Source organism: Streptomyces sp. NPDC006997 (assembly GCF_040635175.1).
Taxonomy (GTDB): domain Bacteria; phylum Actinomycetota; class Actinomycetes; order Streptomycetales; family Streptomycetaceae; genus Streptomyces.
In genome coordinates this window covers 89,083-104,006 of the sequence record NZ_JBEYHH010000020.1, presented here as the reverse complement: position 1 = coordinate 104,006, position 14,924 = coordinate 89,083, and the positions used below count along the sequence as shown (strand labels likewise).

16 protein-coding genes are annotated in these 14,924 nt (G+C 73.0%); 7 read left to right on the top strand and 9 right to left on the bottom strand.

Features of this window, described 5'->3' with window-relative positions:
* Positions 1-36: 36 nt before the first annotated feature.
* From crcB (ABZ659_RS21300) to ABZ659_RS21275, 6 genes are all read right to left on the bottom strand, one after another.
* Entirely contained in the window at positions 37-411 is a 375-nt protein-coding gene (gene crcB / locus ABZ659_RS21300; RefSeq protein WP_360222188.1) for a fluoride efflux transporter CrcB, read from the bottom strand.
* A complete protein-coding gene (locus ABZ659_RS21295) occupies positions 408-755 on the bottom strand; it encodes a DUF190 domain-containing protein (protein WP_360222185.1) in 348 nt (115 codons plus the stop codon). The genes crcB (ABZ659_RS21300) and ABZ659_RS21295 overlap by 4 nt, the downstream gene beginning before the upstream one ends.
* Positions 752-1,213, bottom strand: a complete 462-nt coding sequence (crcB, locus tag ABZ659_RS21290) for a fluoride efflux transporter CrcB (protein WP_360222182.1) — start codon at positions 1,211-1,213, stop codon at positions 752-754. Before crcB (ABZ659_RS21290) ends, ABZ659_RS21295 begins: the two co-directional genes overlap by 4 nt.
* A gap of 439 nt (positions 1,214-1,652) precedes the next feature.
* Positions 1,653-1,940, bottom strand: coding sequence for an ArsR family transcriptional regulator (locus tag ABZ659_RS21285; protein WP_360222179.1), 288 nt, complete (start codon positions 1,938-1,940; stop codon positions 1,653-1,655).
* Positions 1,941-2,177: 237 nt separating this feature from the next.
* Positions 2,178-3,734 carry an arabinogalactan endo-1,4-beta-galactosidase gene (locus ABZ659_RS21280; protein WP_360222176.1) on the bottom strand — a complete coding sequence of 519 codons (1,557 nt, stop codon included), beginning with the start codon at positions 3,732-3,734 and terminating at the stop codon, positions 2,178-2,180.
* A 138-nt stretch (positions 3,735-3,872) separates the two neighbouring features.
* Positions 3,873-5,894, bottom strand: coding sequence for a beta-galactosidase (locus tag ABZ659_RS21275; protein ID WP_360222173.1), 2,022 nt, complete (start codon positions 5,892-5,894; stop codon positions 3,873-3,875).
* Between the two features lie 184 nt (positions 5,895-6,078).
* Between ABZ659_RS21275 and ABZ659_RS21270 the strand changes: the two genes are divergently transcribed.
* The 6 genes from ABZ659_RS21270 (at position 6,079) to ABZ659_RS21245 (ending at position 11,254) form a co-directional block, all read left to right on the top strand.
* Complete coding sequence (locus ABZ659_RS21270; RefSeq protein WP_360222170.1) at positions 6,079-7,398, top strand: extracellular solute-binding protein; 1,320 nt, start codon at positions 6,079-6,081, stop codon at positions 7,396-7,398.
* A complete protein-coding gene (locus ABZ659_RS21265; RefSeq protein ID WP_360222167.1) occupies positions 7,395-8,369 on the top strand; it encodes a sugar ABC transporter permease in 975 nt (324 codons plus the stop codon). Before ABZ659_RS21270 ends, ABZ659_RS21265 begins: the two co-directional genes overlap by 4 nt.
* Positions 8,366-9,271, top strand: coding sequence for a carbohydrate ABC transporter permease (locus tag ABZ659_RS21260; RefSeq protein ID WP_360222164.1), 906 nt, complete (start codon positions 8,366-8,368; stop codon positions 9,269-9,271). Before ABZ659_RS21265 ends, ABZ659_RS21260 begins: the two co-directional genes overlap by 4 nt.
* Positions 9,268-10,302 carry a LacI family DNA-binding transcriptional regulator gene (locus ABZ659_RS21255; protein ID WP_360222161.1) on the top strand — a complete coding sequence of 345 codons (1,035 nt, stop codon included), beginning with the start codon at positions 9,268-9,270 and terminating at the stop codon, positions 10,300-10,302. Before ABZ659_RS21260 ends, ABZ659_RS21255 begins: the two co-directional genes overlap by 4 nt.
* A 152-nt stretch (positions 10,303-10,454) precedes the next feature.
* Positions 10,455-10,805 (top strand): VOC family protein, encoded by a 351-nt coding sequence (locus ABZ659_RS21250; protein WP_360222158.1) that lies wholly within the window; start codon positions 10,455-10,457, stop codon positions 10,803-10,805.
* Positions 10,806-10,852: 47 nt separating this feature from the next.
* Complete coding sequence (locus ABZ659_RS21245; protein WP_360222155.1) at positions 10,853-11,254, top strand: MarR family transcriptional regulator; 402 nt, start codon at positions 10,853-10,855, stop codon at positions 11,252-11,254.
* A gap of 174 nt (positions 11,255-11,428) precedes the next feature.
* On the opposite strand, the gene ABZ659_RS21240 is transcribed toward ABZ659_RS21245, so the two are convergent.
* Positions 11,429-11,830, bottom strand: coding sequence for an SseB family protein (locus ABZ659_RS21240; RefSeq protein WP_360222152.1), 402 nt, complete (start codon positions 11,828-11,830; stop codon positions 11,429-11,431).
* 216 nt (positions 11,831-12,046) lie between these two features.
* Between ABZ659_RS21240 and ABZ659_RS21235 the strand changes: the two genes are divergently transcribed.
* Positions 12,047-12,367 carry a DUF2795 domain-containing protein gene (locus tag ABZ659_RS21235; protein ID WP_360222149.1) on the top strand — a complete coding sequence of 107 codons (321 nt, stop codon included), beginning with the start codon at positions 12,047-12,049 and terminating at the stop codon, positions 12,365-12,367.
* A gap of 55 nt (positions 12,368-12,422) precedes the next feature.
* On the opposite strand, the gene ABZ659_RS21230 is transcribed toward ABZ659_RS21235, so the two are convergent.
* Together ABZ659_RS21230 and ABZ659_RS21225 are read right to left on the bottom strand one after the other, a co-directional pair.
* Positions 12,423-13,655, bottom strand: coding sequence for a serine/threonine-protein kinase (locus ABZ659_RS21230; RefSeq protein WP_360222146.1), 1,233 nt, complete (start codon positions 13,653-13,655; stop codon positions 12,423-12,425).
* A gap of 278 nt (positions 13,656-13,933) precedes the next feature.
* Positions 13,934-14,806 (bottom strand): trypsin-like serine protease, encoded by an 873-nt coding sequence (locus tag ABZ659_RS21225; RefSeq protein WP_360222143.1) that lies wholly within the window; start codon positions 14,804-14,806, stop codon positions 13,934-13,936.
* Positions 14,807-14,924: the final 118 nt, after the last annotated feature.

The window sequence follows — 14,924 nt, the reverse complement described above, 5'->3', positions numbered from 1 at the left end:
GAACCGTCGAGTGTCAAGAACTGTCGAGCACAGTCCTCACCCCCACACCGCCCGTGCCACCGCCACCCCCGCGACCGCCGCGGCCAGCCCCGCCGCCACGCTGGCCAGCGCGTTCGCGGCGGCGTACAGCCGGGCCCCGGACTCCGCCAGCCGCAGGGTCTCGTAGGAGAAGGTCGAGTACGTCGTCAGGGCGCCGCACAGCCCGGTGCCCAGGAACAGCAGCAGGTCCGAACCGGCGGCTCCGGCGACGGCCGCGCCGGTGAGGAGGCCGAGCAGGAGGCTGCCGACGACGTTGACCGTGAAGGTGCCCCACGGGAAGACGGAGTCGTGCCGGGACTGCACCGCGCGGTCGGTGAGGTAGCGCAGCGGGGCGCCTACCATGCCGCCCGCGACGACCAGGAACCAGTTCACTCGGCGCCCTCACGGCCCACGTACCGGATGACCTCACACGCGTCGAGGGTGACCAGGCCCTCGGTGACGAGTTCGTCGAGCCGCGGCAGGAACGCCCGTACCCGCTCCTCGGTGTCGATGATCACCACGGCCACCGGCAGGTCCTCGCTCAGGGAGAGCAGCCGGGAGGTGTGGATCAGGGAGGACGCGCCGAAGCCCTCGACGCCGCGGAAGACGCTGGCGCCCGCGAGCCCGGCCTCCCGGGCGCGGTGCACGATCTCCGAGTACAGCGGCCGGTGGTGCCAGACGTCGTACTCGCCGACGAAGACGGTCAGGCGCAGGGCGCGCCCGGTCAGTCGGGTCATCGCCGCCTCCGGGTCAGGACGCGGCGGGCCGCCGTCGCCGCGAGCCACACCGCCGTGAGCGCCGTGAGCAGGGTGGCGGCGAGGTAGGCCAGCGCGGTGCCGGGGCGGCCCGCGTCCAGCAGGTCGCGGACACCGACGGCGTAGGTGGAGAAGGTGGTGAAGCCGCCGAGGACGCCGGTGCCGAAGAAGGGCCGCAGCAGCGGGTGGGCGGGGCGGCCCTCCGTGACGGCCACCAGGAACACGCCGATGACCGCGCAGCCGACGGCGTTGGCCCAGAAGACGGCCCAGGGGAAGCCGCCCGGTTCGGCGGGCCAGCGCAGGGCCAGCGCGTACCGGGCCGCCGCGCCCGCGCCGCCGCCGAGGGCGACCACCGCGACGACGGGCAGGTGCGCGCGCCGGGCCGACCGGCGTGCGGGGCGGCTGTCCACGGGGAGGCTGTCGGCCTCGGGGGCTGTCATCGTCCTACGTCTCCTACTCGCCAGGCCCGGACGGGGACGCCTGTCGTCGCGAGGAGGGACCGTTGGCGGCACCGGTGCCGCGGTTCGGGTACGGCGGGCCCCACCGCCGCGCCGCGCGGGTGATCGCGGCCGGGCAACAGCGTAACTCCGGGTCCGGGGCCCGGTCACCTCGGGAGCCGTCGACCGGGCGGGGCTGCCGGTCGGCGCCGGGGCGGTGCCGCGCAGACCGCGGCGCCGTGCTCCCGCAGACTGCCGAGGACCGAGCGGCCGTCGGTCTCGCGGACGCTGGTGGCCCTGCGGAAGCGGGTGTGGCGGCGTGCTGGGTGGGGGACGACCCGAGGGCGAGGAGTCCGACCACGCGGGTGGGGCGGCAGGGCACGTGGACGGCGGCGCGGGAAGATGTGAACGGTGCTCCCCGGCGTTCTCCCGTTACCGGGGTTCACCAGCCCTTCTCGAACATCCGGGCGACCTCGGCGACGCGCACCTCGTCGCGGCGGTAGTACGTGCGGCGCCTGATCCTCTTGGCGCGCAGCACGCCGATCGCCGTGAGGAGGGCGAGGTGGCGCTCGGCGACGGGGCGGGTGACGCCGAGCCGGGCGGCGACCGCGTCGGCGGTGACGCCGTCGGTGCCGGGGTCCGCGTGCCGTGGGGCGGGGAAGTGGGCGGCCGGGTCCTTCAGCCACTGCAGGATCTGCAGGCGCACGCCAGTGACGGGAGTCCTCAGCATCTCGTCGTCCCTCTCGGTCCGGCCCTGAACGGACGGCTTCCCACTGTGCCGCCCCGCAGACCCCCGTGTCCGGGACTCGCGGGTCGTTGTCCGGGACCGGACGGCGTTTTGACGCGGGCGCGCCGGGGCCGGTCCGGGCGGGCCACCGCCCCGACGCCGGAGGCCCGGCCGCGCGCGAGACGCTGCCGCGCGCGGCCGGACCCCTCACCCGTGGGTCAGCCCAGGGTCAGCCGCCGGTCAGCGGTGGCGGAACCACGCCATCGCCGGGAGCGCCCGGTCGTCGTACCCGAACAGCGCCTGGTTCTCCCAGCCGTTTCCGGAGGCGGGGTCGGCGGGGTCCCAGCCGTTGCCGTCCACCGCGGTCCAGGTGGCCTCCCAGGAGAAGACGCCCAGTCCGCGGCCGTGGGGGACGGCCTCGACGATGCTCGCGACGTCGTTCATCCACCGGGTCTGCCCGGCCGTGCTGGCGGGGTAGCCGGGGACCAGTTCCCCGCTGACGTCGATGATGTTCTCCAGCGCGTCCTCGCTGTCCAGGCGGAACGGGTAGGCCGTCTCGGCGACGTAGACGGGCTTGCCGTAGCGGGCCGCGGCGTCGTCCAGGGTGGTCTGGAAGTCGGACAGGGTGCCGTGCCAGTAGCCGTAGTACGACAGCCCGACGACGTCGAACTTCACGCCCTTGGCCACCGCGTTGTCGAACCACCAGCGGGTTCCGGCGAGGTCGCCGCCCTTGGCCAGGTGCAGGGCGACGGTGGTGGCGGGGCTGACCGCCTTGACGGCGTCGTAGCCGGAGTTGAGCAGACCGGCGAGCTGCGTCCAGTTGTCGGTGGAGCCCTCGCTCCACAACATGCCGCCGTTGATCTCGTTGCCGACCTGGACCATGTCGGCGGTGGTGCCCTGCGCCTTCAGCGCGTTCAGCACGTCGTACGTGTGGCGGTAGACGTCCGTCCTGAGCTGGCCGTAGGAGTGACCGGCCCAGGCGGCGGGCTTGGTCTGGGTGCCGGGGTCGGCCCAGGTGTCGGAGTAGTGGAAGTCGACCAGGAGCCTCATGCCCCGCGCCTTGACGCGCTGGGCGACGGCCAGCACGCGCGCCTTGTTGTTGTAGCCGTCGGCGGGGTCCACCCAGACCTTCAGGCGCGCGTAGTTCATCCCGGCGGAGCGGAGGATGGTGAGGGCGTCGCCCGGGGCGCCGGACGCGCTGCGGTAGACGCCGCCCTTGGCCTCGCTCTTGGCGAGGGAGGAGATGTCGGCGCCCTTGATCGCTGTACCGGACGTGCCGGACGTCAAGGTCAGATCGTCAACATTGATCCAGTTGCCCGCGTTCGCGTCACTGTTGACGCTGACGGTGCACTGGTTGCCGGTCACCTTGACCGGCACGACGATACGGATCCACCCTGACGCCGAGACCGGCAGATCCGTGCGCTGCTCGGCCCCGCCGCAGTTCTTCAGCGCTAGGTACGCGGCGTTCTGGCCGCCGCCGGAGCGCACCCAGGCGGTCAACCGGTAGTCGCCGTTCGCCAGCCCGGACAGGTACTGGTAGGTCTCCACCTTGTAGGCGGACGGCGACCAGTGGCTCAGCCGGTAGCCGCCGCTGTGGCCCCCGGCCTCCGTGTACGACGCGGCGACGGCGCCGTACTCGGACCAGCCGCCGGGAACGGCGGCGCCCGTGCCGTCGGCCTCGAAGCCGCCGTTGGTGAGCGTGCTCGCGGCCTGGGCCCGCGTGGGCAGGGCGGTGAGGGCGAGCCCGGCCACGAGCGGCAGGAGCAGGGCCCTGAGTGTGCGTCTGGGATGGAACATCGTCGTCCGTCGTCCCTTCGACGTGGTGGGGAGGGGAGCCTCCGCCGGGCGTACGGCCCCGCTGGAGCCGCCGCGGTGGCGGAGGCGGCCCCTCCGCCCGCGGCTCGTACGGCTCGCGCGGGCGGAGGGGAGTCGGGTTCAGCCGTCGAGCCGGACGACCCGGACGGCACCCGCCGGGACCGCCAGGCGGCCCGCGGCGCGCTCTCCCGTCAGCAGCTCGGTGCCGGGCCCGTCCAGCGGCACCTTGGCGTCGACGGCGGTGTGGTTGAGGGCGAACAGGTAGCTGCCCCGCTCCCCCGCGCGGCGCACGACCTCCACGTCCCGCGGCAGGTCGGCGCGCGGGGCGATCCGCGCGTCCGCCCCGGCCAGGGCGAGCACGGCGTCGAGGCCCTCGACGCCCAGGCGGGTGGAGACGTACCAGGCGGTGCCGTCGCCGAGGCGGTGCCGGGTGACGGCGGGGCGGCCCGCGGTGAGCCCGTCGGCGTACGCCCACACGGTCTCGGCGCCCCGCGGCACCACGAACTCCGTCCACACGTCGGCGTCCAGCCCGGCGCCGTCCGGCCCGGTCAGCCGCACCCGGTCACCGGCGAGCAGCGGCGAGAACTCCTCGACGGTGAGCCCGAGGACGTCCCGCAGCGCGCCCGGGTAGGCGCCCTCGTGCACGGCGTCGTGCTCGTCGACGATGCCGGAGAAGTACGACACCACCAGCGTGCCGCCGCCCTCGACGTACCGCCTCAGGTTGGCTCCCGCCGCCTCCGTCATCAGGTACAGGGCGGGGACGACGACAAGGGGATAGGCCGACAGGTCGGCTTCCGGGTGGGCGAAGTCGACGGTGAGGTGGCGGTCGTAGAGCGCCTCGTAGAAGGTGTCGGCGCGCTCGCGGGCGTCGTGGTCCTCGCTGGGCCGCCAGTCGAGGGACTGGGCCCACCAGGAGTGCCAGTCCCACAGCACGGCCGCGTCGGCGATGGTGCGGGTGCCGCGGATCTCGTTCAACGATGCCAGGGTGGCGCCGAGTGCGACGACCTCGCGCCACACGCGCGTGTCGGTGCCGCCGTGCGGGACCATCGCCGAGTGGAACTTCTCGGCGCCGCGCCGGGACTGCCGCCACTGGAAGAACATGGCGCCCTCGGAGCCGCGCGCGACGTGGGCGAGGGAGTTGCGGGCCATCTGCCCGGGTGCCTTGGCGGGGTTGCGGGGCTGCCAGTTGACGCCGGACGTGGAGTGTTCGAGGAGCAGCCAGGGGGCGCCGCCCGCGACGGAGCGGGTGAGGTCGGCGGCCATGGCGAGGTTGACGTGGGTGCGGCGGCCGTCGGTGATCAGGTAGTGGTCGTTGGTGACGAGGTCGACCTCGCGGCCCCAGGCCCAGTAGTCGACGGAGTCGCACTGGCTGAAGGCGGTCATGAAGTTGGTGGTGACCGGGACCCCCGGGGACAGCCGGTGCAGGATGTCCCGCTCCGCCAGGAAGTTCTCCCGCATGGTGGCGTCGGCGAACCGGCGGTAGTCGAGGGCCTGGGTGGGGTTGCCGACGGTCGGGGTGAGACGCGCGGGGTTGATCTCGTCGAGAGTGGAGTAGCGCTGGCCCCAGAAGGCGGTTCCCCACGCCTCGTTGACCGCGTCGACACCGCCGTACACCGTGGTCAGCCACCGGCGGAAGTGGGCGGCGCAGGAGTCGCAGTAGCAGGCGGAGACGGGGACGCCGTACTCGTTGTGGACGTGCCACATCGCCAGGGCCGGGTGGTCGGCGTAGCGCTCGGCCAGCTTCGTGGTGATGTTCGCGGCGGCGGCGCGGTAGTCGGCGTTGCTGTGGCAGATGGCGCCGCGCGCGCCGAAGGCGTACCGGGAGCCGTCGGCGGCGACGGGCAGCGCGTCGGGGTGGGCGCGGTAGAACCACGCGGGCGGTACGACGGTGGGGGTGCCGAGGTCGACGCGGACGCCGTTCTCGTGGAGCAGGTTCAGGACGCGGTCGAGCCAGCCGAAGTCGTACCTCCCGGGCTCCGGCTCCAGGAGCGCCCAGGAGAAGATCCCGACGCTCACCATCGAGACCCCGGCCTCGCGCATCAGCCGGATGTCCTCGCGCCAGACGCTTTCCGGCCACTGCTCGGGGTTGTAGTCCCCACCGAAGGCGAGCCTCGTGAGGCCCTGGGACGTGGTCTCCGGCATGGATCTCTCCCGATTAATCGATCATTTGGGAACGTGCACACACAACGGTGGCGCTTCGAGGCCAACATAACCGCACAGCAACAACCATTGACAAGTGTCCGGGATGTTTCTCTACTGTGAACGCTCACAGAAGCATGGCAGGCCCCCGCAGCAGGCGGAGGGCCCCAGGCCAGGGGAGAGATCCATGCCCAACACGACGCGCCGTCGCCTCGTGACCATGTCCGTCGCCGTCGCCCTCGGCGCCACCGCCCTCACCGCGTGCGGCTCGTCCGACGACGACGGCGACGCCCGGTCCGGTCCCGTCTCGCTGACGTACTGGACCTGGACGCCCGGGATGGACAAGGTCGTCGACCTGTGGAACAAGGGGCCCGGCAAGGAGAAGCAGATCACCGTCACGGTGAAGAAGCAGGCGTCCGGCGACACCCTCGTCACCAAGATCCTCACCGCGCACAAGGCGGGCAAGGCTCCCGACCTGGTGCAGGCCGAGTACCAGGCGCTGCCCACCCTGGTCAGCAACGACGCGCTCGCCGACATAGCCGACCAGGTCGGCGACGCCGAGAACAGCTTCGCCAACGGCGTCTGGCAGCAGACCACGCTGGGCACGGACGCGGTCTACGCGGTGCCGCAGGACATCGGGCCGATGATGTTCTACTACCGCGCGGACCTGTTCGAGAAGTACGGCCTGAAGGTCCCCACCACCTGGGACGAGTTCGCCGAGACCGCCCGCGCGCTGAAGGAGAAGGCCCCCGGGAAGGACCTGACCACGTTCTCCGCCAACGACTCCGGCCTCTTCGCGGGCCTCGCCCAGCAGGCGGGCGCGCGGTGGTGGACCACCGAGGGCCAGAAGTGGAAGGTCGGCATCAACGACGCGGCGACGAAGAAGGTCGCCGACTTCTGGGGCGGCCTGGTCGCGGAGGGCGCCATCGACAACCAGCCGATGTACACCCCGGCCTGGAACAAGGCGCTCAACACGGGCCAGCAGATCGCCTGGGTCAGCGCGGTCTGGGCGCCCGGCACCCTGACCACCGCCGCGCCCGACACCAAGGGCAAGTGGGCCATGGCCCCGCTCCCCCAGTGGTCCGCCAGCGAGGACGTCACCGGCAGCTGGGGCGGCTCCTCCACCGCCGTCACCACGGACTCCGAGCACCAGGACGCCGCCGCCGAGTTCGCCGCCTGGCTGAACACCGACGGGGACGCCCTGAACGCCCTCGCCAAGGAGAGCGGCATCTACCCGGCCTCCACGTCCGCCCAACTCAGCGGCGCCTTCAGCACGCCGCCCGACTACTTCTCCCAGCAGGCCGACTTCTACACCCAGGCCGCCGAGATCGCGAAGACCACCGCGCCCTCGGCCTGGGGCCCCAACGTGAACGTCGCCTACACCACCTTCAAGGACGCGTTCGGCGCCGCCGCGAAGAACAAGTCCGACTTCACCGCCGCCCTCGACACCATGCAGGAGGAGACGGTCGCCGACCTGGAGAAGCAGGGCTTCGAGGTCGCCGAGTGAGAACCGCAGCGGGCCGGAGGTCGCACGGGGTCAAGGGGGCCCCGTACGCCCACCCGTCTCCGACCACCCTCAGACGAGCGCGAAGCGCCCCCTACTTCTTCCTCCTCCCCGCGACGCTCCTGTTCCTCCTCTTCTTCGCCCTCCCCATCGGCTACGCGGTCTGGCTCAGCTTCCGCAAGGCGCGGGTGTCGGGGCTGGGCCTGGGATCCGGCGCACGCCGCGAAGTCTGGGCGGGTCTCCGGAACTACACCGACGCCCTCGGGGACGGCGAACTGCTCGACGGCGCGCTGCGCGTGCTCGGGTACGGCTGCATCGTCGTCCCCGTCATGCTCGGTCTGGCCCTGCTGTTCGCGCTGATGCTGGACTCCGACCGGGTCCGCCTCGCCCCCTTCACCCGGCTCGCGATCTTCCTGCCGTACGCCATCCCGGGGGTGGTGGCGGCGCTGCTGTGGGGCTTCCTCTACCTGCCGGACGTCAGCCCGTTCTCCTTCGTGCTGGACCGGCTGGGGCTGCCGCAGCCCGACCTGCTGGACGGCGGGCCGCTGTACCTCGCGCTGTCGAACATCGCGGTGTGGGGCGGCACCGGCTTCAACATGATCGTCATCTACACCGCGCTCCAGGCCATCCCGGTCGAGGTGTACGAGGCGGCGAAGCTGGACGGTGCCACGCCGACCCAGATCGCGCTCCGCGTCAAGATCCCGATGGTGGCACCGTCGCTGGTGCTGACCTTCTTCTTCTCGATCATCGCGACGCTCCAGGTGTTCAGCGAGCCGACCACCCTCAAACCGCTCACCAACTCGGTGTCCACCACCTGGAGTCCGCTGATGAAGGTGTACCAGGACGCCTTCGGCAAGGGCGACGTCTACGCCGCCGCGGCGCAGGCGACGCTGATCGCGCTGGTCACGCTGGTGCTGTCCTTCGGCTTCCTGCGGGCCGCGAACCGCCGCGACAGGCAGGAGGCCACGCGATGAGTTCCGTCGCCGTCCGCGAGGCCGCCCCGGCCGCGGGTACCACCCCGGGCACCGCCCAGGGCCCGCCGCCGCGCCGCCGTGTCGCGCTGGTCCCGACGCTCACCCTGCTCCTCGGCGCGCTGTACTGCCTGCTCCCGGTGGCGTGGGTGGTGATCGCGTCCACCAAGTCGGGCAGCGAGCTGTTCTCCACGTTCACGTTCCTGCCGGGCAGCGGCTTCACCGAGAACCTCACGGACCTGAACGCCTACCGCGACGGCGTGTACTGGCGGTGGATGGGCAACTCCGCCCTCTACGCCGGCCTCGGCGCGCTCCTCTCCACGGCCGTGTCGGCGATCAGCGGGTACGCGCTGGCGACCTACCGGTTCCGCGGCCGGGAGACGGTGTTCAACGTGCTGCTGGCCGGGGTGCTGATGCCGCCGGTGATCCTCGCCATCCCGCAGTACCTGCTGCTGGCGAAGGCGGACCTGACCGACTCCTACCTGTCGGTGCTGCTGCCGCAGATCCTGTCGCCGTACGGCGTCTACCTCTCGCGGATCTACGCCGCCGCGGCCGTCCCCGCCGACGTCGTGGAGGCCGGGCGGATGGACGGGGCGGGCGAGTGGCGGATCTTCAGCCGGATCGCGCTGCCGATGATGGTCCCGGGTCTGGTGACGGTGTTCCTGTTCCAGTTCGTGGCGGTCTGGAACAACTTCCTGCTGCCGTACATCATGCTCAGCGACGACGAGAAGTTCCCGATCACGCTCGGCCTGTACACCCTGCTCGAACAGGGCGCGAACACGCCCGCGCTCTACACGCTGGTGATCACCGGGGCGTTCCTCGCGGTACTGCCGCTGGTCGCGCTCTTCCTGGTCGTCCAACGGTTCTGGAGCCTGGACCTGCTCTCCGGGGCCGTAAAGTCATGACCATGAGCAACACCACGGGGGGGCGGCGCAGACCGCCGACGATCCATGACGTGGCGCGCGAGGCGGGCGTCTCGCGCGGCACCGTCTCCCGGGTCCTCAACGGCGGCCACTACGTCAGCCCGGCCGCGCAGGAAGCGGTCAACGCGGCCATCCGCAAGACGGGTTACGTCGTCAACCGGCACGCCCGCTCGCTGATCACCGGCCGCAGCGACTCGGTCGGCTTCCTGCTCACCGAGCCGCAGGAGCGGTTCTTCGAGGACCCCAACTTCAACGTGCTGCTGCGCGGTTGCACCCAGGCGCTGGCCGCGCACGACATCGCGCTGCTGCTGATGCTGGCGGGCACGGAGGACGAGCGGCGGCGCATCACCCGGTACATCACCGCCGGGCACGTCGACGGGGTGCTGCTGGTCTCCAGCCACTCCGGCGACCCGGTGGCGCAGGAACTGCGCGAGGCGGGGGTGCCGCTGGTGGCGTGCGGCAAGCCGCTCGGCCTCGGCTCCAAGGTCAGCTACGTCGCCGCCGACGACCGCGACGGGGCCCGGGACATGGTGCGGCACCTGCTGTCCCTGGGACGGCGCCGGATCGGCGTGGTCACCGGCCCGCTGGACACCCCGGGCGGGGTGGAGCGTCTCGCCGGGTACGAGGAGGTGCTCGCGGAGGCGGGCATCGAGGTCGACGAGCGGCTCGTCGTCTCCGGCGACTACAGCCGGGCCAGCGGGGAGGCGGGCGCGGAGCGGCTGCTCCAGCGGGCGCCGGACGTCGACGCGGTGTTCGTCGCCTCCGACCTGATGGCGCAGGGCGTGCTGGCCGCGCTCCAGCGGGCCGGGCGGCGGGTGCCGGAGGACGTCGCGGTGGGCGGCTTCGACGACTCCCCCGCCGCGGTCTCCGCCAGCCCCGAGCTGACGACCATCCGGCAGCCGTGGGACCGCATCAGCGCCGAGATGGTGCGGGTGCTGATCGCCCAGATGGGCGGCGAGGACCAGGCGGCGGTGATCCTGCCGACGGAGCTGGTGGTGCGGGAGTCGACCTGAGCGGTCGCAGGGCGCGGGCACGGCGAACCGTGCGGGGGCACGGCAACCGGTCAGGATTCGAGAAGCCGTCCCCCGCCGCCCCGGCCTAGCGTGAGACCACCGGCAGGACGGACGCGCCGGGCAGCTCCCACCTCCTACCCGAGGAGTACGCCATGACCGAGGCAGCGAACACGATCATCTACCCCGTCAAGGACCTGGACCGCGCGAAGGGGCTGTTCAGCGCCCTGCTGGGGGTCGATCCCTACGCGGACGAGCCCTACTACGTCGGCTTCCGGGTCGGCGGGCAGGACGTCGGGCTCGACCCCAACGGGCACGCCAAGGGCATGACGGGTCCGGTGCCCTACTGGCCCGTGGCCGATATCCGGGGAAGCCTCGCGGCGCTGCTGGCCGCCGGATCGGAACCCGTCCAGGACGTCCAGGACGTGGGCGGCGGCAAGCTGATCGCCTTCGTGAAGGACGCCGACGGCAACCTGGTGGGGCTGACGCAGAACCCGCCCGCCTAACTAGTTGCACGCTCAACGATTGCGCGCATCGGTGTTACCGTGCGGGTATGGCAGCGAAGACGGCCGAGGCGGGCCTTGCGCAACGGTGGCGGGAGATCCTCGGCGTGCACGCGCGCACCGTGGCCGAGATCGACCGGGCCCTGCACCCGTACGGCCTCGGCGCCAGCGACTTCGAGGTGCTCGACGTACTCACCACCGAGGCTCCCGACGAGGCCAGCCAGTGCCGGGTGCAGAACCTGGTCGGACGGGTCCACCTGACGCAGAGCGCGCTGTCCCGGCTCATCGGCCGCCTGGAGAGGGAGGGCCTCGTCGAGCGCTCCGTCTGCACCGACGACCGGCGCGGCGTGTGGGTACGGCCGACCGACAAGGGGCGGGCCCTGCACGCCGAGGTGCTTCCGGTGCAGCGGGCGGTCCTGGAGCGGATGCTCGGCGAGCGGCCCGCGCCTTAGGGGTCCTTTCAGGTCGCGTGGTCCGGTGCCTTGCGTCGGAAGGCACCGGAGCGCCCTCGTGGCGGAGCCACGTGGGCGTTTCGGCGACGCGGCGAGGTGCGGTGCCAGGCCGCGCGACCCGGACGGGCCCAGTGAGAGGCCCCCCTGAGGGCCCCTCAGCGCGGTGAGACCTTCTCAGGGCCGTGCCAGCAGGTTGCGGACGCCCTCCGAGGTGAGGGTCAGGCCGTGCGCCGAACTGGCGTCGATGGTGAGGGACAGGTCGTCGGAGGGCCACTGCGAGGCGAGCGCGCCCAGCGGCACCATGCGGTAGCGGGAGACGAACGGCAGCAGCTCGGCCATCTCCGGCTCCGAGGTGAACACCGGCACCACGGGCTCGCCACCCGGCTGCTCGAGGACCGGCAGCGCCACGGCGGCCGGGTCGGCGGCGTCCTCGTCACCGATGTCGTCGGGCACCGGCACCAGCACCTCGCTGCTCGCGAGCGTGTCCAGCGCCTCCTGGTCCTCGGTGTTGGCGACCAGCGCGTCCAGCGCCTGCTGGGCCGGGGTGGCGTTCGGGTCGTTCGCGGGTGTCTCCATGGTGGGTTCCCTGGTCGTGGCGGTCGTACGGCCTCCGCCCGGGCGAAGATCGCCACCCGGTGCGGTGCCCGACGCGTACCCGGTCGAGGGCCGGGCAATCCTGTCCGGCCGGGGCGAGTGGTGAGGTGGCCGCGGTGAGGGCGGGGCGCGCGTGGTTACCGGGACGGAGTGACCGGAGAGATCCGAGAGTCTCCAGAGACAGGAGGTGTGGCACTCATGGACCGCACGACGAGTGCCCGGGACGTCGTCAAGGCCGTCAAGGACGTCGACTTCCCCGCGGGCAAGGACGATCTGATCGACGCGGCCAAGCAGGCCGGCGCCTCACAGGACGTCGTCGCGGCGCTGCGCGGGATGCCGCGGGAGTCGTACGCCAACCGGGACGAGGTCGCCCGGTCGGTGCGCGTGGACCCCGGCTCCGACCTCCACCTGAGCGAGGCGCAGCGGGCCGAGCAGGCCCGCGAGGGTGGCAGGCCCGGTCAGTCGCAGCACCTGCGGGACGTGCCGAAGCCGCCGGTGCAGGACGAACTGGACCGCTAGGCGTGGGGGGAAAGTCCCGCCTGCCGCCCGACGCCCGGCACGCCCCGGGCGGACGTCAGTGCCCGCCGCCCTTGCCCTGACCACCCTTCCTCCCCTGGCCGCCCTTCCTCCCCTGGCCGCCCTTGCCTTCGCCACCACCGTCCTCACGCGCCTTCTCGCCGCCCTTGTCGCCGTCTTCAGGCGTCGGCGCGGGGGTCGGGGGCGCGTGGGGCGCGTCGGGGCGCGGGGTGTGCGGGGTGTCGGGAGCGCCGCCGGTGGTGAACGAGGCGCCCAGGGCGATGCCCGCCGTCAGTACGGCGGCTCCGGCGAGACCGGCGACGCCCTTCAGCGGCCGGGCGAAGCGGGCCGGGCGGGCCGGGCGGGCCGGGCGGGCCGGGCGGGCCGCTGGCACCGGCCCCGACAGCACGGCGGTCGCGGGGAGCGGCTCCCCCCGGGGCAGGACGGCCGTCGTCTCCCCCTGCGGGCCGCCGGGGGCACCGTGCCGCAGGGCGGCCAGCCACGCAGCCGCCTCCGCCGCCGTCGGACGCTCCTCCGGGTCCTTGGCCAGCAGCCGCAGCGCGTAGTCGGCGAGCGGCCCGCCGGCCGCGGGGCGCAGCTCGCCCGGCGGCACGGGCGCGGCGTCGACGTGCTGCTGGACGACCGCGAGTGAGGTGCCGACGAACGGCGGGCGCCCGGTGAGCAGCTCGTAGAGCACACAGCCGAGCGCGTACACGTCGGAAGCGGGCCCGCTGGGCCGGCCGACGGCGCGTTCCGGTGCCAGGTAGGCGGCGGAACCGATGATCTTGCCGGTGGCGGTGAGGGTGCGGGCGGCGGCGTCGGTGAAGCGGGCGATCCCGAAGTCCGTGATCTTCACAGTGTGGTCGGTCGTGAGCATGACGTTGCCGGGCTTGATGTCCCGGTGGACGACCTGCCCGCGGTGCGCGGCGGCCAGGCCCGCGGCCATCTGCGCGGCGATGTCGGCCGCCTCCTCAGGGGCGAGCACGGTGCGCTGGTCGCGTTCCTGGGCGAGGCTGCGCCCGTCGACGAGTTCCATGACGAGGTACGGCCGTCCCCGGTGGGAGCCGACGTCGTAGACCCGCACCAGGTTGGGATGGCTGACCCGGGCGGCCGTCTGCGCCTCCAGGCGGAACCGTTCGGCGTCCTTCGCGTCGGCCTCCCGGGTGCCCTCCGGGGAGAGGAGCTTCACGGCGACGGGGCGGCCCAGTACCTGGTCGGTGCCGCCCCATACCTCGCCCATCGCGCCGCGTCCCAGCGCTCGGTCCAGCCGGTACCGCTCCGCCACTAGCACGCCTACACCCACCTCGTTCCTGAAGCCGCGCGGACGGCGTCGGGGCGCGCGGGGTGGGCAGGCGGACGAGGGGAAACGTCCCCCGCCCACCCCGTGCGGGAGGACCCGCTGGGAGGGAGGACGCGGGCCCCGCGGGACCGTGGTCACGGGCCCACCCGGTACAACGCACCGGCAGATACGGGTGTCACGTCCGGCGGCGGGCAAACCCCGGCCGTGGTCCGGACCCCTTCGGGCCGACGGTTTCCGGACCACGGCGGCTGCCCGACGGGCGTGCCGCGTTACGGCAGTTGGGTGAACGGCGCCAGGAACGCGCGGGCGCCGGGGGTGTCCAGGCGGTACGTCACATTGGTGGCGTAGCACGGGGAGTCACCGGTGATGGTGGTGGCGGCGAGCACGGCACGGCCGCCCAGCACCGCGAAGTTGGGGCCGCCGGAGTCGCCGTAGCAGGCGCCGCCGTTGCCCTGCGGTGCGGTCATCGCGAGGCGGACCCAGGTGTTGTTGAGGGCGTCGAAGGTGACGGGCGCCTTCATCCGGACGCCGCCGCCGGGGTGGGTGTGGCCGCCGGGGCCGCGGTCGGCCTCCTGGGTGCCGTAGCCCGCGACGTACCAGTCCGTGGCGTTGAGGCCGCGCGGGCCGAGGGCGTCCAGCCGGCCCTCGGTCGGCAGGACGGCCGGGGTGAAGTCCCAGCGCGAGGCGACCTGGGCGGCGGGCAGTTCGACGACCGAGATGTCCCGGGTGTCGGACGCCGGGCCGGGGTAGCCGGGGTGGCTGTGGGCGGTGCCCTCGACGGCGACGGCCCTGGCCTGGGCGGCGGGGTCGCCCGGGTGGTCCGCCGCGGCGGCGTCGAGCCCGGACTGCACGTCCTGGTCGAGCGACACGTAGAACCGGACGTTGTCCGGCCAGTCGGTGGTGCAGTGCGCGGCGGTCAGGAAGGTGTCGGCGTCGATCATGGTGCCGGAGCAGACCCAGTCGACCCGGTCCGGGGTGGCGGGGTCGCCGTCGTTGTCCCAGGTGGCGACGAGCGCGCCGACCTCGGTGCGTTCCGGGGCGGGCGTCGCGTTGTACGAGTTGACGGCCGAGGACGGCAGCGCGGTGGCGAGCACGGCCGCGGCTGCCGCCGCGGTGACGGCGGTGGCGCGTATGGCTGACAAAAGAACGGACCCTTCTGCTGGTGGATCGGGGTGTTCTCCTGTGGGAGGTGGGCCAAGTGAAGCGCCTGAAATGATCTAGGGCAAGGGTCGCCACCGCATGCGTCGCGCCAGGGCCACG